Annotated in this window: 21 protein-coding genes; 8 read left to right on the top strand and 13 right to left on the bottom strand. The window is 54.3% G+C overall.

Annotated features, from left to right (window positions below):
* Positions 1 to 18: 18 nt before the first annotated feature.
* Entirely contained in the window at positions 19 to 690 is a 672-nt protein-coding gene (locus ACX5K5_RS04730; RefSeq protein ID WP_096257835.1) for a response regulator, read from the bottom strand.
* Between the two features lie 10 nt (positions 691 to 700).
* The gene (locus ACX5K5_RS04725) at positions 701 to 2,278 is read right to left on the bottom strand and encodes a sensor histidine kinase (protein WP_229677052.1); all 1,578 of its coding nucleotides are present in this window, start codon (positions 2,276 to 2,278) and stop codon (positions 701 to 703) included.
* A gap of 250 nt (positions 2,279 to 2,528) precedes the next feature.
* Between ACX5K5_RS04725 and ACX5K5_RS04720 the strand changes: the two genes are divergently transcribed.
* Genes ACX5K5_RS04720 through ACX5K5_RS04705 form a run of 4 tightly spaced genes read left to right on the top strand, consistent with a single transcriptional unit; the run spans position 2,529 to position 6,069 of the window.
* Positions 2,529 to 3,548 (top strand): Bug family tripartite tricarboxylate transporter substrate binding protein, encoded by a 1,020-nt coding sequence (locus tag ACX5K5_RS04720; protein ID WP_346059651.1) that lies wholly within the window; start codon positions 2,529 to 2,531, stop codon positions 3,546 to 3,548.
* Positions 3,545 to 4,048, top strand: coding sequence for a tripartite tricarboxylate transporter TctB family protein (locus ACX5K5_RS04715; RefSeq protein WP_096257836.1), 504 nt, complete (start codon positions 3,545 to 3,547; stop codon positions 4,046 to 4,048). The genes ACX5K5_RS04720 and ACX5K5_RS04715 overlap by 4 nt, the downstream gene beginning before the upstream one ends.
* Positions 4,049 to 5,671, top strand: a complete 1,623-nt coding sequence (locus tag ACX5K5_RS04710) for a tripartite tricarboxylate transporter permease (protein ID WP_443458619.1) — start codon at positions 4,049 to 4,051, stop codon at positions 5,669 to 5,671.
* Positions 5,668 to 6,069, top strand: coding sequence for a universal stress protein (locus tag ACX5K5_RS04705; RefSeq protein WP_443458620.1), 402 nt, complete (start codon positions 5,668 to 5,670; stop codon positions 6,067 to 6,069). Before ACX5K5_RS04710 ends, ACX5K5_RS04705 begins: the two co-directional genes overlap by 4 nt.
* Positions 6,070 to 6,153: 84 nt before the next feature.
* Here ACX5K5_RS04705 and ACX5K5_RS04700 read toward each other — a convergent pair whose 3' ends face one another.
* The 9 genes from ACX5K5_RS04700 to truB all read right to left on the bottom strand — a co-directional run bounded on the left by ACX5K5_RS04700 (position 6,154) and on the right by truB (position 13,545).
* Positions 6,154 to 6,594 (bottom strand): DUF4282 domain-containing protein, encoded by a 441-nt coding sequence (locus ACX5K5_RS04700; RefSeq protein ID WP_096257838.1) that lies wholly within the window; start codon positions 6,592 to 6,594, stop codon positions 6,154 to 6,156.
* Positions 6,595 to 6,807: 213 nt separating this feature from the next.
* Complete coding sequence (locus tag ACX5K5_RS04695) at positions 6,808 to 8,193, bottom strand: plasmid pRiA4b ORF-3 family protein (RefSeq protein WP_459175103.1); 1,386 nt, start codon at positions 8,191 to 8,193, stop codon at positions 6,808 to 6,810.
* 76 nt (positions 8,194 to 8,269) lie between these two features.
* Positions 8,270 to 9,367 (bottom strand): pyridoxal-phosphate-dependent aminotransferase family protein, encoded by a 1,098-nt coding sequence (locus ACX5K5_RS04690; RefSeq protein WP_096257845.1) that lies wholly within the window; start codon positions 9,365 to 9,367, stop codon positions 8,270 to 8,272.
* A 254-nt stretch (positions 9,368 to 9,621) separates the two neighbouring features.
* Positions 9,622 to 9,891, bottom strand: a complete 270-nt coding sequence (gene rpsO / locus ACX5K5_RS04685) for a 30S ribosomal protein S15 (RefSeq protein WP_096257846.1) — start codon at positions 9,889 to 9,891, stop codon at positions 9,622 to 9,624.
* 107 nt (positions 9,892 to 9,998) lie between these two features.
* Positions 9,999 to 10,787 (bottom strand): class I SAM-dependent methyltransferase, encoded by a 789-nt coding sequence (locus ACX5K5_RS04680; RefSeq protein WP_346059646.1) that lies wholly within the window; start codon positions 10,785 to 10,787, stop codon positions 9,999 to 10,001.
* A 3-nt stretch (positions 10,788 to 10,790) separates the two neighbouring features.
* Positions 10,791 to 11,744 carry a bifunctional riboflavin kinase/FAD synthetase gene (locus tag ACX5K5_RS04675; RefSeq protein WP_459175102.1) on the bottom strand — a complete coding sequence of 318 codons (954 nt, stop codon included), beginning with the start codon at positions 11,742 to 11,744 and terminating at the stop codon, positions 10,791 to 10,793.
* Positions 11,745 to 11,806: 62 nt separating this feature from the next.
* Entirely contained in the window at positions 11,807 to 12,277 is a 471-nt protein-coding gene (locus ACX5K5_RS04670; protein WP_170947951.1) for a hypothetical protein, read from the bottom strand.
* A complete protein-coding gene (locus ACX5K5_RS04665; RefSeq protein WP_188684754.1) occupies positions 12,274 to 12,651 on the bottom strand; it encodes a hypothetical protein in 378 nt (125 codons plus the stop codon). Before ACX5K5_RS04665 ends, ACX5K5_RS04670 begins: the two co-directional genes overlap by 4 nt.
* Positions 12,652 to 12,687: 36 nt before the next feature.
* Positions 12,688 to 13,545 carry a tRNA pseudouridine(55) synthase TruB gene (gene truB, locus ACX5K5_RS04660; RefSeq protein WP_229677060.1) on the bottom strand — a complete coding sequence of 286 codons (858 nt, stop codon included), beginning with the start codon at positions 13,543 to 13,545 and terminating at the stop codon, positions 12,688 to 12,690.
* 389 nt (positions 13,546 to 13,934) lie between these two features.
* Here truB and ACX5K5_RS04655 point away from each other — a divergent pair, with 389 nt between their 5' ends.
* On the top strand, positions 13,935 to 14,264 hold the full coding sequence (locus ACX5K5_RS04655; RefSeq protein WP_188684752.1) for a hypothetical protein: 330 nt from the start codon (positions 13,935 to 13,937) through the stop codon (positions 14,262 to 14,264).
* A gap of 100 nt (positions 14,265 to 14,364) precedes the next feature.
* On the opposite strand, the gene ACX5K5_RS04650 is transcribed toward ACX5K5_RS04655, so the two are convergent.
* Both ACX5K5_RS04650 and ACX5K5_RS04645 read right to left on the bottom strand, forming a co-directional pair.
* Positions 14,365 to 15,324, bottom strand: coding sequence for an alpha/beta fold hydrolase (locus ACX5K5_RS04650; protein ID WP_459175101.1), 960 nt, complete (start codon positions 15,322 to 15,324; stop codon positions 14,365 to 14,367).
* A gap of 126 nt (positions 15,325 to 15,450) precedes the next feature.
* Positions 15,451 to 16,065 (bottom strand): class I SAM-dependent methyltransferase, encoded by a 615-nt coding sequence (locus tag ACX5K5_RS04645; RefSeq protein ID WP_188684749.1) that lies wholly within the window; start codon positions 16,063 to 16,065, stop codon positions 15,451 to 15,453.
* 368 nt (positions 16,066 to 16,433) lie between these two features.
* Between ACX5K5_RS04645 and ACX5K5_RS04640 the strand changes: the two genes are divergently transcribed.
* The 3 genes from ACX5K5_RS04640 to ACX5K5_RS04630 all read left to right on the top strand — a co-directional run bounded on the left by ACX5K5_RS04640 (position 16,434) and on the right by ACX5K5_RS04630 (position 20,129).
* A complete protein-coding gene (locus tag ACX5K5_RS04640) occupies positions 16,434 to 17,213 on the top strand; it encodes an electron transfer flavoprotein subunit beta/FixA family protein (protein ID WP_188684747.1) in 780 nt (259 codons plus the stop codon).
* A gap of 68 nt (positions 17,214 to 17,281) precedes the next feature.
* Positions 17,282 to 18,274, top strand: a complete 993-nt coding sequence (locus ACX5K5_RS04635) for an electron transfer flavoprotein subunit alpha/FixB family protein (RefSeq protein ID WP_096257854.1) — start codon at positions 17,282 to 17,284, stop codon at positions 18,272 to 18,274.
* A gap of 79 nt (positions 18,275 to 18,353) precedes the next feature.
* Positions 18,354 to 20,129, top strand: a complete 1,776-nt coding sequence (locus ACX5K5_RS04630) for a cytochrome b/b6 domain-containing protein (RefSeq protein ID WP_459175100.1) — start codon at positions 18,354 to 18,356, stop codon at positions 20,127 to 20,129.
* The last annotated feature ends 11 nt before the right edge of the window (positions 20,130 to 20,140 follow it).

Here is a 20,140-nt window from a genome sequence, read left to right as displayed (position 1 = left end):
TGATGACGTGTTTAATGGCTAGTTACTCCACGAGTACCGGCGTTCAGGCCGGCCTACTCCTCCATAACGCAGATTGACCTGTGCCAGATTTTCATCGGCCAGGTACTCCAGATACCGGCGAGCGCTCACCCGTGAGGTGCCGAGTTTTTCTGCAGTTTCTGTGGCGGAAATGGGTTGTACCGCCTCTTTGACGATGTTTTCTACCAGTGTCATAGTCTCGGCGCTGCATCCCTTGGGCAGTGGACGGCGATTTTGTCCGCTGAGTCCAAAGAGCCGATTGACGTCTGCTTGTTGCAGTTCTTGATCGGCTTGATGCAATGGCTGATATGTTTTCAGATAATGTTCGAGTCGTTCATGTAGGTCTTCGCGGGAGAACGGCTTCATCAGGTAGTGCACGATTCCGCCACGCAGCGCCCGTCGCACGGTGTCCATTTCGCGTGCCGCGCTGATGACTAGAACGTCGAGGTCTGGCTGAATGTCGCGCAAGCGTTGCAACAGGTCTAGGCCGTTCATGTCTGGCAGGTGGATATCGAGCAAGACGAGGTCCGGTGACAACGCAGTGGCTGCTATTAGTGCGTCTTTGGCCGAGTGAGCTACTCCCACCACGGAGAATCCTGGCTCGTTGTTGACGAACCCGGAGTGAACCTTGGCGACCATGAAGTCATCATCAATCACCAGTACTTTGATCACGAGTTGTTTCCTACTTCCTGAGTGTGGCGGTGAATTGCGCGCCACCAGCGTTGATGGCTTGCACGTCCCCTGCGCGCCGCCGGCAGACTAGCCTGGTTAGCGCCAGTCCAAAACCTCTTCCGCCGGATACTGTGGTGTCTTTGGTTGAGAATCCTTGAGTAAAGATCTCATTGATTGCCGCGTCATCTATCCCGGATCCATTATCGCTTACCTGAACGATTACGTGGGTTTCGGATTCTTCGATGCGTAGCTCGATGTGCGGTTGAGTCACTGCTGATACCGCATCCATCGCGTTATCTACGAGGTTGCCGATGACCGTGGTGAGGTCTCGTGCTAGTTGCTCATCATTACGTCCAAGATGTGAATTCTCGGCGACGCTTAGCTTGATCCCCCGTTCCGTCGCCACACTGGCCTTGGCGATCAATAGCGCAGCAATGGTCGGCTCGTTGATCCTGGCCGCAACATCTTCAAATAGTTTGCTTCGGCTGAAGCTCACCCCATCAATGAAACCCACTACTTCATCATATTCACCTAGCTGGATCAGCCCCGAGATGGCATGTAGCTGGTTGGCAAATTCGTGGGTCTGTGCCCGCAACATGTCCGAGGTTGCCTTACTGTCGCCTAATTCTTGTTCTAGGAGAGTTAGCTCGGTTCGGTCACGAAAGGTGGTGACCGATCCGAGGTCGCGTCCGGCGACAGCCACCGGCATTCGATTGAAGACAAGGACTTTCTCGGCCACGAGGAATTGACGATCGGGGTGATTCTGCTTGGTGGTTAGTGCACGGGTCACCTGCGGTGCGACCTTTAGCTGTTCCAGTGTTTGGCCTACACAGTCATTGGGTAGCTGCAGTAGTTCAATAGCAATGTCGTTGGCCAGCATCACTCGTTGGTCGGGGGAAACGGAGACGATTCCTTCTTTGACCCCGTGTAGCAGGGCTTCGCGGTGCTCAAAGAGTTCTGAGATTTCCCGAGGTTCCATGCCACGAGTTTGACGTTTAACTCGTCTGGAGAGAAGTACGGAGCCGACCGTTCCCAAAAGCACGGACACCAAGAGCGTAAATAGGGCGCTGGGTGCGATCTCGCGGATCACCGCTTGCGTTGAAGGATATTTTTGTCCGGCACTGACAATGCCCACCATTATCCCCTCATCGTCTAGAACCGGAACTTGTGCGATCAGCACATGATTTCCGTTGCGCCAGATATCTCCGGTCCACCCTCGACCTTCTATTACCTGAGATTGCGGATGAAGAATTGAGGTTCCTACATCGTCAGGGAAACTAGAGGTGATCACTTCGCCTTGCGGGTCAGCAACGGTGACGAATTGCAGTCCAGAGGTGCTTCGTACCGATTCCGCCATGGCTGGCAGCGCTGAGCCCATTTCTGGTTCGGCGCCCGGAAGCATGATGCGCATCAGTGGATTAGCGGCCAGTGATTCTGCTGCTGCAAGACTGCGTCTACCTTCTTCTTGCTCAAAATTATTTGTTGCTTGAGTTGTGGAAACCACTACGACACCGGTAAGTACCACGGCAATGATCAGCAGCTGTAGGACGAGGTACTGCGCTGCCAGCGAGATTCGATTGGGAAACATTTTGCCGAACCATGCCTTGATCGCCCGCACTGCCCCACCTCTTGCCTACCGTTTTGTTATCACCGAACATTTCATTGTCACGGGTGCACCCATGCAACTGGCAACTTTACCGACAATTTACATGAAGCAGATCACGTTTTTTGGTTACACAATGAACAGTATTTTCTTTGCGTACGCAAGAGTGACCTGCTTCACTCTTGCACTTAGGGTTGAACTATTCGCACCCGATGAAAGCAAAGAGGCTGAATCAATGAAAACCTTCAAATCCATGCGTGTCATGGCAGCAGTTGCCGCTGCAGCAGCGCTGGCCCTAACCGGCTGTGGCGTCACAAGCTCCGGTTCCGACTCCGATTCCAGCACTTCCCCCAGCGCCGAGAGCGGCCCGCTGAAGGATCTGCGCATCATGGTTCCTAATACTCCCGGCGGCGGTTACGACACCACCGCTCGTGTGGCGGCCAAGGTCATGGACGATGCTGACATCGCAGCAAACCTGGAAGTCTTCAACCTTGCCGGTGCTGGCGGCACCGTAGGTCTTGCACGACTGGTCAATGAAAAGGGCAATGGAGATCTGGCCATGTTGATGGGGCTTGGCGTAGTGGGCGCTAGCTACACCAATGAATCAGATGCCAAACTCACCGAGACCACCCCGATTGCCAAGCTCATCGAAGAGCCAGGCGCCATCATGGTCTCCAAGGATTCCCCATACAAGACCATTGATGACCTAGTAGCTGCCTGGAAGAAAGATCCAGGAAAGCTCTCGGTCGGTGGCGGCTCCTCACCAGGCGGTCCGGATCACCTGTTGCCAATGCAGCTAGCAGAAGCAGTGGGCATCGATCCTAAGCAGGTGAACTTCGTTTCCTACGACGGCGGTGGCGATCTTCTTCCAGCCATCTTGGGCAACAAGCTCGCATTCGCAGCCTCCGGCGCTGGCGAATACATGCAGCAGATCGAAGAGGGCTCGGTTCGCGTGCTGGCTACCAGTGGCGACAAGCGTCTCGAAGGTGTGGATTCTCCAACTCTGAAGGAATCCAACATTGATCTAATCTTCTCCAACTGGCGCGGACTAGTAGCCCCACCGGAGATCTCAGATGCTGATAAGGCGAAGTGGACCGACGCCATCACCAAGATGCACGAGTCCGCGGAGTGGAAGGAAGCATTGAAGACCAACGGTTGGACCGATGCGTTCATGACCGGTGACGATTTCTCAGCATTCCTTACCGAGCAGGATGAGCGCGTAGCAAACGTACTCAAGACCCTGGGTCTGGCGTGAGCGAAGTAACCACAGTGAAGAAGAAGCGCGTCGAACTCCTGTTCGCCGCGTTTCTTTTTCTGGTGGGAATCATTGTGTTCGTTGATGCGTCGCAACTTCATGTGACGTACTCCCAAGCCGATGTGGTGGGCCCTAAGGCTCTGCCCTACGCGGTCTCTGGGATTCTGGTTCTGTCATCTATTGCCCTGGCCATCACCGTTCTCCGCGGAAACCTGGCGGAGGGCGAAGAAGGCGAAGACGTTGATCTGAGCCAGCCCTCAGACTGGAAGGTTCTTCTCCCACTGCTGGCAGCATTTGTGATCAATATTTTATTGATCAACACCGCCGGCTGGGTTATCTCGGGAACGATCTTGTTCTTTGGCTCAGCAGTGGCATTGGGAAGTCGCCGATATGTACTGACGGCCCTGATCTCCATAGCTATGGCTTTTGGTACGTTCTACGGCTTCTATCTAGGTTTGGGAATCAAACTTCCAGCCGGAATTCTCTCGGGGGTGCTGTAAATGGAAACTCTTAGTCTCCTCATGGATGGCTTCGCCTCAGCACTAACACCTATCAACTTGTTGTTCGCGCTCGTTGGCGTGATCCTCGGTACCGCGGTGGGTGTCTTGCCAGGTATTGGCCCGGCTATGGCAGTTGCGCTGTTGCTTCCTGTCACCTACGGCATGGAAACTTCCAGTGCCCTGATCATGTTTGCCGGTATTTACTACGGTGGCATGTACGGTGGCTCGACCACCTCGATCCTGCTCAACACTCCGGGTGAGTCTTCAACGGTGATCACCGCCATAGAGGGCCACAAGATGGCCAAGAACGGTCGCGCAGCCCAAGCGCTAGCTACCGCCGCCATTGGGTCATTCGTTGCAGGCACCATCGGCACCGCGCTGTTGGTCGGTTTCGCACCGATCGTGGTGAAGTTTGCAGTTAGCCTTGGCGCACCAAGTTACTTCGCCATCATGGTCCTCGCATTGATTACCGTGACCGCAGTGCTCGGTTCCTCAAAAATCCGTGGTTTCGCTGCCCTGGGTCTTGGTCTGGCCATTGGTTTGGTTGGCATGGATCCGGTTTCCGGACAGAGCCGTCTGACTTTCGGCTTTGCGCCTTTAGTTGATGGTTTAGACATCGTAGTGGTCGCCGTAGCTATTTTTGCCATTGGCGAGGCACTCTGGATTGCCGCTCATCTACGTAGCAATCCATCACGCACCATTCCAGTAGGCCGTCCTTGGATGGGCAAGGAAGACTGGAAGCGTTCGTGGAAGCCTTGGCTGCGCGGTACCGCGTATGGATTCCCATTCGGCGCACTTCCTGCCGGTGGCGCAGAGGTACCCACCTTCTTGTCCTACGTGACGGAAAAGAAGCTTTCAAAGCATCCTGAAGAATTCGGTCATGGTGCTATCGAAGGAGTTGCAGGTCCTGAAGCTGCCAACAACGCTTCAGCTGCCGGTACGCTCACTCCGATGCTTGCACTTGGTCTACCAACCAACGCTACTGCTGCGGTGATGCTGGCCTTCTTAACCATGAAGGGTATTCAGCCAGGTCCGTTGCTCTTTGAAAATGAGCCGGCCTTGGTTTGGACACTGATTGCCAGCCTGTTTATTGGCAACACCTTGCTACTGCTGATCAACCTGCCTTTGGCGCCAGTCTGGGCCAAGCTGTTGAAAATCCCGCGTCCATTCTTGTACGCAGGAATCTTGTTCTTCGCCACCTTGGGCGCGTTCTCTGTCAACATGCAGACCGCAGACCTATGGCTATTGCTGTTGATCGGTATTCTCGGCTTTGCACTTCGCCGTTTCGGTCTGCCGATTCTTCCACTGATCCTCGGTGTGATTATTGGCCCAATGGCCGAGCAGCAACTACGTAAATCATTCCAGCTCAGTGCCGGTGAGATTTCAGGTCTGTGGAGCGAACCAGTAGCAGTCACGGTGTACATCATTATTGCCATTCTGTTGCTCGTCCCATTGGTTCTTTCGATCCTTCGCAAATCACGTGGTGGCTCTTCAGAGCTCACCGCAGGCCTCGCAGCAGGTGGAATGATCAGCGAAGACGAACTGGACAAAGTCGATTCTCGGCAGCCATCGAGCGGACGCCATTCGACCGAAGATGATCTGGATGGAAAGGACAAGCCATGACAGTTGTTGTTGGATATCTGCCCACTCCACAAGGAGAAGCAGCGTTAGAGCAGGCAATCGTCGAAGCGCAACGTGCGAAGGTAAAGCTTGTGGTGGTGAACTCCTCCAAAGGTGATGCACTAGTTGATGATCGTCTGATCGATGCCCGAGAATTTCACCTCCTCGAAGAACGGCTTACCTCGGCGGGGTTAGATTTCTGGATCGAACGCTCCGCACAAGGTCACGATGCTGCAGACGAGGTATTACGAGTTGCCCAAGCACAACGAGCCCAACTCATCGTGATTGGTTTGCGAAAACGAACCACGGTAGGAAAATTCATCATGGGTAGCACCGCGCAACGCATCCTGATGCAGGCAGGTTGTCCGGTCCTCTCAGTGAAGGCCGACGGCACCTGGTAGGGATAATTAAAACTGAAGCCGGGTGTGCAAGAGATTCTCTTGCACACCCGGCTTCAGCATTTTATTGCTAAATACCGCTTACCACTATTGCTTGTAAGGGTTCTCAGGTGGGGTTTGGCCACCTTCTGGATTCTGACGATTCACCGGACGTGTCGGATCCGCCTGAGCCGCGGGGCGAACCTGTGGGTTCGTTGGTCCGGCTGGGTGTGGAGGGACTTCGCCGAATTGCTGTTCACTCGGAGGAGTGCCACCCGCCAAACGCACAAGCTCAGAGGTGTTCTCTGCAGTTCGGATCTGCGCGATAAGCGATTCCAAGCTTGCACGTGCCAACGCGAGGTAAATCAGCGTAAATAGTGGGCCAAGAATGAGTAGCACCAAGATGCCAAACATGACGCTCTCGGTGAAGGCCAAGACCGTGAAACTGATGTAGCCCACTGCCAACATGATCATGATCAGGATGTAGACAATCTTGATGATGGACGGCGTGACAAATTTGCGGAAACCAAAATCGAATAGTGCTTTCAATGTTCAATCCTCTTTCTCTTGGGGATGCGACTGATCTGTTCGAGGCTATCGTTAACCAAGGAGAATATCCTGAAACATGACAAACTATTTTCAGTTGAACCGAAAGAACGGAAATTTAACTACAAGGTTCAATCAACTACTGGAATGATCCTCTACATATCTCAGTACCCAAGTAAACTTGCCGCAACATGAAAGCATTGCATACAAGAGGAATTAGGCTTCCAGAATGAATCGCGAAATTTCCTGACGCTTGTCGTAAATCGCCTGACGATTATCGGCGTTCGAGTACTTGAAGTCCATGATTCGTCCGATCACATGCCACAGTTCCGTTGTAGGGATATAGCTGTCTGTGGAAATAGGGGCTCGAAGGTTTGGGTCCCAGTAGCCAAAGTTTTTAAGAACCTCAGATACATGAACGAACTCTTTCGCCTCCGTTGTAGCTTTCGTATATCTGTCCAAGTTATAGCCACCGGCGCAGAGTACCCACTCCGAAAATGTCGCATCAACTTCTACGTCCTTCGTTACCACAGAGCGCAGTTCATTGAGGATATAGCGAACCATCGCCAGTGGATCTTGGAGCAGCGAAGAGCCAAGCTTTGTAGCGATGAGTTTACCCTTGTACTTTCGGATCAATCGAAGCTTAATAACTACGTCGCGCATGATTGAAATGGTGGGCAGATCAACTTCCCGTTTCACCTTGCCTCGTTCGTAATCGATCCCGTTCAATTCGCAATGAGTCATCAACTCGGCAATCATTGCTGGGGGCATCCAACCGGCTTTGGTCAGGGTGATACCTTGATCCGTGCACATTTCAACCAGGGCAGTAAAAGGCTGGAGAAGCTCAACAAACCATTCCGGAATTTGTTCGCCGGTAGGCTCGAGTCCAATGTGGCAATGCGCGAATACTAAGGACAAATACTGCCGAATTCCCTCGTGAAATCGGGCGGTCCATTGCCCGGCCGCGTTAGCGCCGGTGAAACCGTTAGCAAGAAGTTTCAGGCGCGCGTTAGCAAAATCGATATCGAAGGTATCTGGATCAAACGCTTTCCAGGGTCCCCCTCTCCACTCCATCCAATCCACGGTGTCTTCGTCTTCGTCGCTACGTTCTGTGGAGCGATATATCTCTAGCTTGTTAGACCAGCCGCCAAGTCCCCCACTGTCTTCCAAAGGAGCGCGCAACTGACCTTCCAGAACTCTATATTTAGAGTCTTCAGGCTTCGTCTCGCGTCGAGACTCAACAGTGATTCGATGGATCCAGTCATCACCAAAATCGTATTCAAAATAGAGTTCGTCATTTGCGACCCGCAGAGCCTGACCTAGTGTGGTGTCTTCTAAAGACTCTCCGTCGCCGCTCTCAGCGCGCATCTGTTCGTCATACCATTTGATGGCCGACTTCGAACCGAGTTCAGTGTATGGACTGAGGTTCGTAAAAGCCTGCAGATGAGCATGTTCCCACCCCATAGCAATTTGCACCGCTAACCCGACTTCGTCAAGTGCAACGCTGTCTTCGATCTCAAGTCTGCGCCAAATTACTGGTTCTGAGCCGACCAACTCAATTCGAAGGGTCAATATTTTGTGAAGGGTAAGAACACTACTCATGAAACGAGTCTAGAGGCCGTGGCGGCCTAATACATAGGTACTCGCCACGACCTCTAGAAACTACTTCCTTGCCTGCCTAGGCCTTGTTAATAGCTTCCTTCAGCGAAGCAAGGATCAGCGCCACCGAGGAAGGGTTAGCGTTTGGTCCCATCAGACCGATACGCCATACGGTGTTCGCATACTGTCCAACGCCACCACCGATTTCGATGTTGAAACGCTCCAGCAAGTAAGCGCGGACCTTCGCCGAGTCCACACCTTCGGGAACCTTCACTGTAGTCAGCTGTGGCAGGCGGTAACCCTCGGCTGCAAACAGCTCCAAGCCCATCGCTTCGATACCGTCCTGCAATGATTTGCCCGCTTCTTGGTGCCGCTTGGTAACCGCATCCAATCCTTCGGCGAGAATTCGATCGATACCGGCTTCAAGCGAAGCCACCATGGCCACTGGTGCAGTGTGGTGATAGGTTCGTCCACCACCGGTAGTACCGGTGGTGTAACCGCCGAGTAGTCCAAGATCTAAGTACCAGGATTGTGGTTTCTGCACACGACGTTCGAAGGCACGGTCCGAAATGGTGAATGGTGCAAGCCCCGGGGCCACACCAATGCATTTCTGTGTTCCGGCATAACCAATGTCAATGCCCCACTCGTCGGCCAACACTGGCATACCACCAATGGAAGTCACAGCGTCAGTGATCAGCAGCGCGTCACCCTTGATGGCTCCCAGCGCCGCAATGTCTGAAACTACGCCCGTGCTGGTTTCGGCGTGCACGCCGGCAATAACGGTTGGGTTCGGGTGCGCCGCGGCAACGCGCTCGGCGTCGATTGGAGTTCCGTATTCGTGATCCACCCGAACGATTTCTGCACCGACTCGCGAGGCAACCTCGCACATGCGCTCGCCGAACAGTCCGTTGATCGCAATAACCGCGACGTCGCCTGGGTTGATGGTGTTAACGAAGGCGGCTTCCATGCCTGCCGAACCGGTAGCACTGAGCGGCAGGGTGCGGGAGTTCTTGGTTCCCCACAAGGTGCGTAGTCCATCGCCCACACGATCCATGCGTGCGATGAATTCAGGGTCCAAGTGTCCCAGCAATGGCAAACCCAGTGCGGCAGTTGCTTCTGGGTAAGGGTTACATGGACCAGGGCCGAACAAATGACGTTGCAGAACAGTCGCGCTCATGACTACTCGCTCTCCTTGTAGGTACTGAAATCTCCTTCAGCCTAACCTCAATTCAGATAAAAACGAAAGTAGAATTTCACACAGCAGAATTATTTGTCATTCGAGGAAGGCAGATAATATTTGCGCCCGCTTCCAGAATCTGCGTAATGCGCAGTTCCTATGCCCATAGCGTTGCACCAGTTTTGTCCATTAGACCCAAAAAATCCCCGTCTCCCAATGAAGGGAAACGGGGATTTTCACACCGAAGCGTGAGACTACTTGCGTAGGCCCAAACGCTCGATCAGCGCACGGTAGCGCTCGATGTCGGTGTTCTTGAGGTAGCCGAGCATACGACGACGACGACCAACCAGAGCCATCAGGCCACGGCGGGTGTGGTGGTCATGCTTGTGCTCTTTCAGGTGCTCGGTCAGGTCCTTGATACGACGGGACATGACTGCAACCTGAACCTCAGGCGAACCGGTGTCACCCTCGTGGGTGGCGTAAGCCTTGATGATTTCATTCTTTACTGCGGCATCTAATGCCATAACAAACTCCTGGAGTTGGACCGCGTTAATAAGTCAGTGTGTACGCCGGAGCGTTCACGGTGGTTCTTCGCAACCGCGGACTGCAGCGTGAACCATCGTCAATCATATCACCGACGTACCCGTCGGCGCGCCCTCCAAGCATGGGTGAGATAGGGCACTTCAACAATTTGTTCGGCCGCGTAGCCCAAGTGTTCACACCAATACCAGCGAAGATTGTTTTCCACCTTGGTCCGGGTTTCTTCTTTAGAACGCCGATAGTAGCTTCGCGAACGAGTCAGCTCCAAGATTCCGTGAAGGTCTAATTTCATGAACCAATGCCAAACCCCGGATTCTGGGGTGCTGAAGTCTTTGCCTAGCGGCGGAGCCAGCTCCGGGCGGTGCACATCGCCGGCATGCATGATGCGTGCTAGCCGGTGAACCCAAGGGACCTGAACGTCTAATTGATTCCAGAGCAACACCAACGAGCCCTCATCATGAAGCAAACGTGCGGCCTCGGCGCTAGCAAGCGGCGGATCCACCCAGTGCCAAGCTTGAGCGTAGGTGATTAGATCTGCACTATCTTCGGGTAACCCGGTCGACTCCCCCGAAGCGCATACGGTGTGCACTTGGGGAGTGCGTTCTTTGAGTACGCTCAACATATCGGCTGATGGGTCCACTGCCCAAACCACAAGCCCTGCTTCGATTAGTTGGGCGGTGAAAATCCCCGAACCGCAGCCTATATCGATGGCCAGTTTGGCCGTACGTCCGGCCAAAGAGAACTCGAGTGCTTCGCGCGGGTAAGCGGGACGAATGCTGTCGTAGTCTTTGGCTCCTGCTTCATACGCGGAAGCTAGATCAGTGCGACGCTCGGCCTTCATGGTGAATGCACGCTTAGGTAGTGCAGGAATTTCTGGCATAACCTAGTGTGACTCGGTGGCCAATACGCTTCGCGCCTGCACCACGTCATCATTCATCTGCTCAATCAGTGCTTCGATACCGCGGTAGGCAACCATCGGGCGCAGGTGCGCGGTGAACTCCACGACGATCTGCTGACCGTAAAGGTCAAAGTCTTCAAAACCTTCTTCGGGGCGGTCAATGACGTGGGATTCAACCACGCGAGATACACCCTCGAATGTTGGGTTGGAGCCGACGGAGATTGCAGCTGGCCAGCGCACGCCGGCCTCGTCAATAACCCATCCGGCGTAGACCCCATCGGCAGGGATAATCCCGGCTGCGTCCGGAGCAAGGTTAGCGGTAGGGAAACCGAGCTCGCGTCCCCGTGCAGCGCCGTGCACGACTTCGCCACGCATCCGATGCGGACGACCAAGAATTGCCGCGGCGGCTTCTACCTTGCCGGCAGCGAGTTCTTCACGAACCCAGGTGGAAGACAAGCGTCGTTTGTCACCCACATCTTGTACACCGATCACTTCAAAACCGTATTTGGTTCCAAGCTCACACATGTAGTCAAAATCGCCGGAGTTGTCTTTGCCGAAACGTACGTCGTGGCCAACCACCACGGCTACGGCATTGAGCTTCTCCACAATGATTGAACGCACGAATTCTTCGGCGCTCTGGTCCGCAAATTCAAGTGTGTAGTGAATCATCAGTGTGGCGTCTAAGCCAACACTGGCCAGTGTGTCGACGCGGTCTTCGATCCCCATGATGAGTTCAGGTGCAGAACCCGGGCGGTGCACCTGCGCCGGGTGTGGATCGAAGGAGATGGCAACCGATTTAGCCGAACGTTTTTTAGCCTGCGTGACTGCCGAGTCGAGGACTTCGCAGTGCCCCAGATGGACGCCGTCGAAGTTGCCGATGGTGACAACAGTGGGAGCCATGTCCGCGGGGACTGAGTCGAGGCCCTTCCAATAGTGCACTTTGCTCCTTTTGACTCTGCAACGAAAGTTAAATTGTTTACCGAGGTAATTCTTGCACGTCTTTAGGCGTGACGCTCATTACGATTACGGAAGAGCCACCACAGGCCGACTATCGGTAGCAACAACGGAATGTAACCGTAGCCCTTGCCAAAGTAGCTCCATACGGAGTCGTGACCAAAATGAGCTGGCATGGTGAAGGACAGCAAGCCGACTACAAGTACACCAAGAAGTTCAAAGCTGACGGCAAATACCGAAACCTTCCAAGCTCCCGGCTTCTTCGAAGCCAGGGTGAACGTGGCCAAGATATAAACCAGCCCAGACAACAATGACAGTGTGTACGCTAGCGGTGCTTCAGAGAAGTCACGAAAGAACATTTGATACAGCGCTCGGACGGTCGCCGATAGCGCCAGCACCCCGTAAACCGCAATAATAATGCGACCTAACCCGGAGGTACGCCCGGGGCGGGGAGCCTTATTTACGCCGCGAGCCTGTGCGGCTTGAACGATACGTGAATTGCGTGGTTTTTCGCTCATGCGATTACTCCTACATGCCAGATTTGTTCCATACGGAACAGCATCACAAAGGTGATGGCTCCCGAAACAGCTAAGACGGTATTGGCCCAACGACTCTTGTCGCTAACCGCCCAGAAGAAAGCAATGGGTGGCATGATCAATGCGGTCAGTAGATAACCCCAGAATTCCCAAGGCTCACCGAGGACCATTTCTCCCCCGACCTGACGTATGCCGGCGGCTACCGCATAAACAATCAGAAATAACTCGGTACCAGCGGTGGCTACTAACGCCCAATCATCCGGGTATCGCCGAATGACGGTAGCGATAAGGCCAAGCAGTACGGCGAGCGCACAAATAATTGTGCCGGCAATGAAAAAGCCGTTAAGGACGAACAAGGCTGAGCCTTTCTGAAAGTCTCAAATAAAAGTGAGTTACTGCTTTCCGGTGAAGACTATTTGCCCTCGGGCTTTTTCGCCCTTATCGGCAATGAGGGCAACCAATGCACCATCTGGCGCGAAAGCCGCGACGAGGTCATCTGCCGGTTCATCCATAACGTTCTTAGATGCGGTGATGGTTCGCCCGAAGGACAGCTCTGATGCTTCTTCTTCGGTCAGCTGGCGGTTAGCAAAAAGTGCTCCGGCTGCTTTTTCCAAGGGAAGTACCTCGAACTCTTCGGCGAGCTCTTCAAGTCGCTTAGATTTTTCGATGGAGTATGGACCCACTTCGGTGCGGCGCAATGCAGTGAGGTGCCCACCGACGTGGAGCGCTTCGCCGAGGTCTCGGGCCAGAGCACGAATGTAGGTTCCTGAGGTGCAAGAAACTGTTACGTCAACATCTAGCACCTTGCCACCAACTTCGCGGCGGATCTTGTGGATGTCAAAGCGTGAAATGGTCACCGGGCGTGCCTTCAGCTCTACCTGCTCACCAGCGCGAACGCGGGCGTAGGAACGCTTACCGTCTACCTTGATGGCGGAAACCTGGCTCGGGATTTGTTCGATATCTCCGCGAAGCTTCGAGATCTCGCGTTCAATATCTTCATCTGTTACCGCAGCGGCGATGCGCTCAGAGATGATGTCACCTTCGGCGTCGTCGGTGACGGTGTTCTGTCCCAGACGGATGGTGGCGGTGTAAGTCTTGTCGTGTCCCACGATATAGGTGAGTAAGCGTGTGGCTTTGTTAACCCCGATCACCAGCACACCGGTGGCCATCGGATCAAGGGTGCCAGCATGGCCCACCTTGCGGGTTCCCGCGAGACGGCGGATGCGACCCACTACATCATGGGAGGTCATTCCCTGGTCTTTGTCGACTAATACGAGGCCTGAGGCCTGCTCTTCAGTATTCTGCCCGGCTTTACTCACGCCTACCAGTATAGGCGTTATATAGACGGTGCCTGCGGTGATGCGTGTCATGCAGTTGTCGCGTTGATTTTGGAAGCATCCCATTGCCCGATCCCCCAGAAAGCATCCAGTAATTTCGAAGTAAGCTCTGTTCACTGACTATTTAGGCTCCGCCTTGACCAGAGTTTCTCAAGTAGATAGGTTCGGATAACCCGATTTCCCCGACAACTTCCTAGGACAATTTGCAAGACAACAAACCAAAACCACACGAATTGCTCATCTTCGTTCTTTTCTTGTTGGGATGTGTGTTGTTTGCGGGTCTGCCCGTAGCACTTGGTTTCTTGACTCCACTGGCACTGCCCGTGCTAGGTGAACTCAAAGCTGGGCTGTGGGGTTGGGTTCCGATACTAACTATTGGATTCACACTGGTTGTAATGCTCTCCGGTGAGATTACCGACCGAATTGTTCTTCACTCTTTTAAGGGCGCGGGCAAATGGGGAATCGAGACTCTGCAGTCCCTACTGACTTTTGCAGTGCTGGTATTGCTTTTCAATTTGGTGATGGACACCTACACTTTGGCCCTGACGAGTGCAGCCGTGGCGGTCGTGCTGTATCTACTTTTTGCACCATTGATCAGCAAGATGTACAAGAAAGTGCCACACGGTTCTTGAGAATCTCATCTACTCTTTCTTGACAGTCCGTGCAAGACCTATTTTTGTAGATAGGCACCCACCATTCAGCAAACTGTCGATTCGCCGAGAGGGCAGCAACCTAGCTTTCGGTGCTAAGCCTGGCGTTCGCTGCAGTCCAGTGCTCAACCATGCTTGCGCCTCCATGCCGGTCACCTTCATCAATAATGAGTGTGCTGTTCGGCCATAACCGGTGCAGTTTCCACGCAGTTGCAGCTGGGCTAGAAATATCTCGGCGTCCGTGAATCAAAGTTGCCGGTATGTGCTGAATCCGATTCATGCGTTTAAGGATCTCGGACTCGTCTGTAGCAACTATTGACCAGTAGTGCGTGGTTAGCCGGACAAAGGCAAGTCGAAATGCCTCGTTGTCCCACCGAGCGTCGCGAACGAATCCATCAGTCCCTATGGAGACGTGAGTATCTTCCCACAAGGCCCATTCCTTAGAAGCTTCATTACGGATTTTAATATCTTCAGAGTTCATCAGTTGCCTGTATGCCTCGATTAAGCGCCTCGACCCACGCTTATATCCGGTGACATTATTTTCCGCATATGAGGCAAGTCGTTCCCACGCTTCAGGAAAAATCTTCCCCACGCCCTCGGTAATCCATCGAATTTCGTCCTGGCTGGTTGTAGTCACCGCAAATAAGACGATGCCACGCACCCGCTCGGGGTGAGCCTGGGCGTAGGCAAGAGCTAGCGTGGAACCCCACGAGACACCATTGAGGATCCACGTATCAATCCTCATCGATTCGCGCAGCCGTTCGATGTCGTCAATGAGCCGCTCTAGCGTATTTGAGCTCAGGGAAGTATCAGCTACCGAAGCGTGCGGCTTTGAACGGCCGCAACCACGTTGTTCAAAGCCAATAACTCTTGTTCTGTCCAAGTCGAAACGATGACGATAGCCACTTTTGCCCAGCGTTCCACCAGGACCTCCATGAATAAACAAGGCGGGCAAGCCGTCGGGGTTTCCCCATTGTTCCCAATAGATACTCTGCTCGTCACTCACATCGAGTATCCCGTGCACTGGCTCAAAATCGGTCATTGGTGCGCTTTACCTTTCAGTTACTAGTACTTGCTACGATCACGAGCGCACATGGTGCTGAGAAACCAATAATTGCCAATGTAAGACGTCACAGGTTCCGAACGAACCTCGTCGGCACAACCGCTTTCACCTATTGATATTGGAACATCGAGTCGCCAACAACGCGCCATGAGTACGCGTAGGGCTAATGGCGCGTTGCACTGTATCGCTCACCGCGAAGCCTGCGTCCTCGACCCGGGAAACAAATAGTTCCATAGGCCAGCTATAGGCAGTAGTAACAGCATGATCAAACGAGACTAGCTCGGGGCCAGTAAAAAACCCGAGGGCCAAACCACCGCCTGGCCGAATACACCGCGCAAATTCAGCCAGTGGCGTCTTGAGCTGTTCGGGATCGGTATGAATCAGCGAATACCAAGCCAACACCCCGCCTAAGCTTTGCGCTGGCACATCCAGCGCTTCGGCTCGACCTGGCCGAAACTTCACGTCCGGGTAAGTCTGCTTGGCGATTGACAGGAATTCCGGCACCGGTTCAATGCCTTCGATATCATTTCCGGATCCCGTAAGAAACTGTGTCCATTGCCCCGGGCCACTTCCCACATCAAGTATTTTTCCCTTGACCTTGCGGGCCCACCCCTGAACCAGACTTAGATCTTCATCCGCGATATGCTCTAGCCCGCCAACCGCGTCAGCGTATTCCAAAGCTCTGGCACCGTAGGCCGATCTGACAGCTTCAAAAGTCATGGCCTCACTCTAATCGCTCAGAGAAATGTGGCGGAGTCTGGACTTTCTCGATGCTTCGCCTGATTTTCAGGCCCCGGGGGTGAAGTTCGTCCACAGATCACAGGATGTGTTGATCTGACTAGATTAAGAAAAGGTACGTCTAAACCTGACAAATGTCGTGTAACCTGCGTGTTTGCTACTGAAATTCATCTTCTATGTGAGCCCCACCCCACGAGAGCCAAATAGACATGTAGAGTTTTTCCTAGTCGGTGACGTTGCTTAATTGCACCCACCATTCGAGAAAATTTCATTTGAAGCGTTGCGCCAGAACAACGGATAATCTCCGAATTGTTTGGCAATCACCAGAACCCCCTCAGAAGGAGACCAGCGTGAAAATCGCCGTCCTGACCAAACAGGTACCCGATACGTGGTCGAGCCGTCGCTTGGACCTGCAAACCGGAATGCTCGATCGCGAAGCAGCGGATCTCGTTGCCGACGAGATCTGTGAGCGTGCATGCGAGGTGGCTTTGCAAGCCGAAAAAGCACTTGGCGAGGTCGAGGTGATTGCGGTAGCCATGGGCGGGGACAAAGCAGCCCTTGCACTACGTCGGTTACTGTCCATGGGGGCACATTCAGCGGTGCACATCTCTGACCCGGCGCTCGCCGGCTCAGACATGATCTCTACCGCCCGAGTTTTAGCCGCTGCCCTTGAAAAACTCGACGTTGATCTTGTCCTGGCTGGAAATGAATCCACCGACGGCAAGGGTGGCATGGTTCCGGCGATGATCGCCGAACTAATGGACCGCCCGTTCCTGCCCTACGCAGATGAGCTTGAGATCAGCGCAACCGAGGTGACAGGTTCAAGCCAGCTTTCCGAGGCAACCATGAAGCTCAGCGTGGCTTATCCTGCGGTAGTTTCCGTTACCGAGAAATCGGCCGAACCTCGCTTCCCGAACTTTAAGGGCATCCGCGCAGCGAAAACCAAGCCGTTGGAAACCTGGACTCTGGCAGATCTAGGCATCGAAGCGGGACCAGAGTCCGCCTTCTACCGTTCGGTGATGGTGTCCGCAGAAGATCGTCCAGAGCGCGTGGCCGGTCCAAAGATTACCGATGACGGAACGGCAGCAAAGCAGCTGGCCGATTTCTTGGCTGAGAAGCACTTTATCTAAGTCCCCCTCTCAGTTTTCCGTAATCTTTAGTCCCCCACGACTTATCCTTGCTCAGGAGAATTCACCTCATGTCAGTAAATAATCAGCCGGTTGTTGTCCACGTTCAGGTCGCAACCGATGGAACACCTCAAAACACCACCGCAGGCCTGCTTGGCACGGCAGCTCAGTTCGGCAGTCCGGTAGCGGTTGCTGTCTGTGCCACCGGTCAAGAACAGCAACTAGCGACCAAGCTCGGCGAACTGGGTGCAGCCGAAGTACAGGTTCTGCCCATCGATTTAGATGCGCTCGCACTCGGCTCCGCAGACGTCGCCGCTTTGGCTTCAGTCATCAAGACGACTTCACCGGCCGCCGTTCTCATCTCCAATACCGCCATTGGACGCACCATTGCAGGTCGTTTGGCGATCCGTGTTGAAGGCGCAGTAAGCGTTGATGCAGTATCGGTGCGTTGGGCAGATGATGAGCCGATCGCTTTGCACTCAATCTTTGGCGGCGACGTCACCTCGGAGTCCACCGTTGAAGGCGGGCCGCGAATTATTACCATCCGTCCAGGTGCCTCCGATCTCAAGGCGGAAGCAGTTGCTTCTCCGAAGATCACCGTCATTGAGCCTTCGGCACTACCTAAGGTTTCTAAAGGTGCGCAGATCCGCTCGGTTGAGTCGGTACAAACCGATGCCAGCCGCCCAGACTTGCGTAGCGCCAAGATTGTCGTTTCCGGTGGACGCGGCGTGGGCTCGGCCGAGAAGTTCGAGATTGTCGAACAGCTCGCAGATCACTTCGGTGCGGCGGTTGGCGCCTCGCGTGCGGCCGTCGATTCGGGCTATGTTTCCCCGAAGTTGCAGGTTGGCCAGACCGGCGTCATTGTCTCTCCCGAGCTGTACATTTCCTTGGGTATCTCCGGAGCTATTCAGCACCGTGCAGGCATGCAGACCGCCAAGACTATTGTTGCCATTGATAAGGACGAAAACGCCCCAATCTTTGACCACGCCGACTTTGGCGTAGTGGGCGACTTGTTCACCATAGTTCCGCAGTTGCTCGAAGAAATTCGTACCCGCAAAGGATAATCGTGGGCATTGTCCACTCAGGTAGGTTCCGGCCCCGCAAGATCCGCCGGATACGACGACGCGATGAGGTTCAACGATCATGACCAAGCAACGGATGGCAGGCTACACCCCCCTGCGTTCCAAGGGCGGTGTGCAACCCGAAGCACCTGCCAATGCCAAAGAAATACACACGACGCAACCGGTGACTGCCGAGCCAATTGAGGCTCCCGTACCAATGCAGGCCACGCCAGCTGCGGTGACCCCACCAGAACAGAAAGCTGTGCCAGCTGAAGCACCTGTGCCAGTAGTTCCAGCGGTAACCCCAGCGGAAGCTAGCCCCGCCGCAGCGGCGAGCGAAGTTTCATGCCCGGAGACTACGTCAACACGTCAGCGTATGGCCGGTTACACCCCCTTGCGGTTGCGCGACGGGGTTGCAGCCAGCGTAGCGGCAACGACGCCAGTCGGCGCGGCTACCGCCTCTCCAACAGCGGTTCCAACCGATGAGCCACCCACTGATGTGGCTCCGGACGCCGTTCAGGCGCAGGTGGCCCCATCCGTTGAATCGGAAAGCACACCAGTCACCGCTGTGGCTGCAACGCCCGTTGCCGAGGCACCTGCAATCCCAGCTTCCGTACCGTCGACGATTCCAGCAAACCGGATGAAGGGCTACACGCCGTTGCGTCCACGCGATGGCTCAACCGGATCTGAGGCTGTCTCAGCAGACCTTGCAGCCGAGGAATCCTTCAAGGGACAGCCTGTCGCAGAACCGGTATCCGAACCGGTAGCCGTTGCGTCGGCAGCCACCGACCAGCCCGAGGCTTCGCAAGAAGCCGTGGCAAGCAAACCGGTGGCAGAAGAAGTTCTTGCGCCCCAGACACCCGCCGCGGCTGCAAAAATCACGCCTCCAGTGACGGACTCCGAGTCCCAGGCCCCAGCGACGCCAGCAAAGCAGGATGCTTCGTCGATCAAGATGAAGCCTTGGGTCAAGCCGGCAGTCATCATCCTTGGCGCAGTAGTACTGGCCCTGCTAGTAGTACTGGCGGCCCGTGGCCTGCGCCTACTTAGCCCGGTCCAGGATTTCATTGGCACCTATGACGGTCACTCGACCATGCCTGACTCGGCGCCCACGGGTATTCCTGGATGGCTCGGTTGGCAGCACTTCCTGAATATGTTCTTTATAGTGCTGATCATCCGCACGGGCTTGCAGGTGCGTCATGAAAAACGTCCGGCGGCTATGTGGACTCCGAAGCCGAACTCGTGGTTCTCCCCGAAGGGTAATAGTCCAAAGAAATACTCGCTGAGCATCTGGACCCACCAGGTTTTGGATGTGTTGTGGGTAGTGAACGGCGTGATCTTCGTGATTCTTTTGGCCGTCACCGGTCAGTGGATGCGCGTGGTTCCAACCAGTTGGGATATTTTCCCGAATATGCTCTCTGGTGCGCTGCAGTACGCTTCGCTCAATTGGCCTGTGGAGAACGGCTGGATCCACTACAACGCCTTGCAGATGGTCTCCTACTTCTTGGTGATCTACATTGCCGCACCGCTCGCAATCCTGACCGGCGTGCGCATGTCCAGTTGGTGGCCAACACAGCCGAAGGCACTGAATAAGTTCTACCCGGTTGAAGTGGCACGCAAGATTCACTTCCCGGTCATGCTCTTCTTCTCGGCATTCATCGTGGTTCACGTGTTCTTGGTACTGACCACCGGTGCATTAAAGAATCTGAACCACATGTATAGCTCTCGTGATGCGACCGATGCATGGGGACTAGTGATCTTCTTAGCTTCCGTAGCGGTTATTACCGCTGCTTGGATCTTCATGAAGCCAATGTTCTTGCTACCGGTAGCCTCAGCGACGGGCAAGATTTCCAAAAACTAGGTTCCACTTCA

The organism is Glutamicibacter bergerei (assembly GCF_054495185.1).
This window is presented reverse-complemented; position numbering and strand designations above follow the sequence as displayed.

Bases quoted from the DNA above. Each gene is read 5' to 3' on its own strand.
- ACX5K5_RS04725 (WP_229677052.1), bottom strand. From the start codon at position 2,278: ATGTTTCCCAATCGAATCTCGCTGGCAGCGCAGTACCTCGTCCTACAG.
- ACX5K5_RS04720 (WP_346059651.1), top strand. From the start codon at position 2,529: ATGAAAACCTTCAAATCCATGCGTGTCATGGCAGCAGTTGCCGCTGCA.
- ACX5K5_RS04710 (WP_443458619.1), top strand. From the start codon at position 4,049: ATGGAAACTCTTAGTCTCCTCATGGATGGCTTCGCCTCAGCACTAACA.
- ACX5K5_RS04705 (WP_443458620.1), top strand. From the start codon at position 5,668: ATGACAGTTGTTGTTGGATATCTGCCCACTCCACAAGGAGAAGCAGCG.
- ACX5K5_RS04695 (WP_459175103.1), bottom strand. From the start codon at position 8,193: ATGAGTAGTGTTCTTACCCTTCACAAAATATTGACCCTTCGAATTGAG.
- ACX5K5_RS04690 (WP_096257845.1), bottom strand. From the start codon at position 9,367: ATGAGCGCGACTGTTCTGCAACGTCATTTGTTCGGCCCTGGTCCATGT.
- rpsO (WP_096257846.1), bottom strand. From the start codon at position 9,891: ATGGCATTAGATGCCGCAGTAAAGAATGAAATCATCAAGGCTTACGCC.
- ACX5K5_RS04680 (WP_346059646.1), bottom strand. From the start codon at position 10,787: ATGCCAGAAATTCCTGCACTACCTAAGCGTGCATTCACCATGAAGGCC.
- ACX5K5_RS04670 (WP_170947951.1), bottom strand. From the start codon at position 12,277: ATGAGCGAAAAACCACGCAATTCACGTATCGTTCAAGCCGCACAGGCT.
- truB (WP_229677060.1), bottom strand. From the start codon at position 13,545: ATGACCTCCCATGATGTAGTGGGTCGCATCCGCCGTCTCGCGGGAACC.
- ACX5K5_RS04650 (WP_459175101.1), bottom strand. From the start codon at position 15,324: ATGACCGATTTTGAGCCAGTGCACGGGATACTCGATGTGAGTGACGAG.
- ACX5K5_RS04645 (WP_188684749.1), bottom strand. From the start codon at position 16,065: ATGACTTTTGAAGCTGTCAGATCGGCCTACGGTGCCAGAGCTTTGGAA.
- ACX5K5_RS04635 (WP_096257854.1), top strand. From the start codon at position 17,282: ATGTCAGTAAATAATCAGCCGGTTGTTGTCCACGTTCAGGTCGCAACC.
- ACX5K5_RS04630 (WP_459175100.1), top strand. From the start codon at position 18,354: ATGACCAAGCAACGGATGGCAGGCTACACCCCCCTGCGTTCCAAGGGC.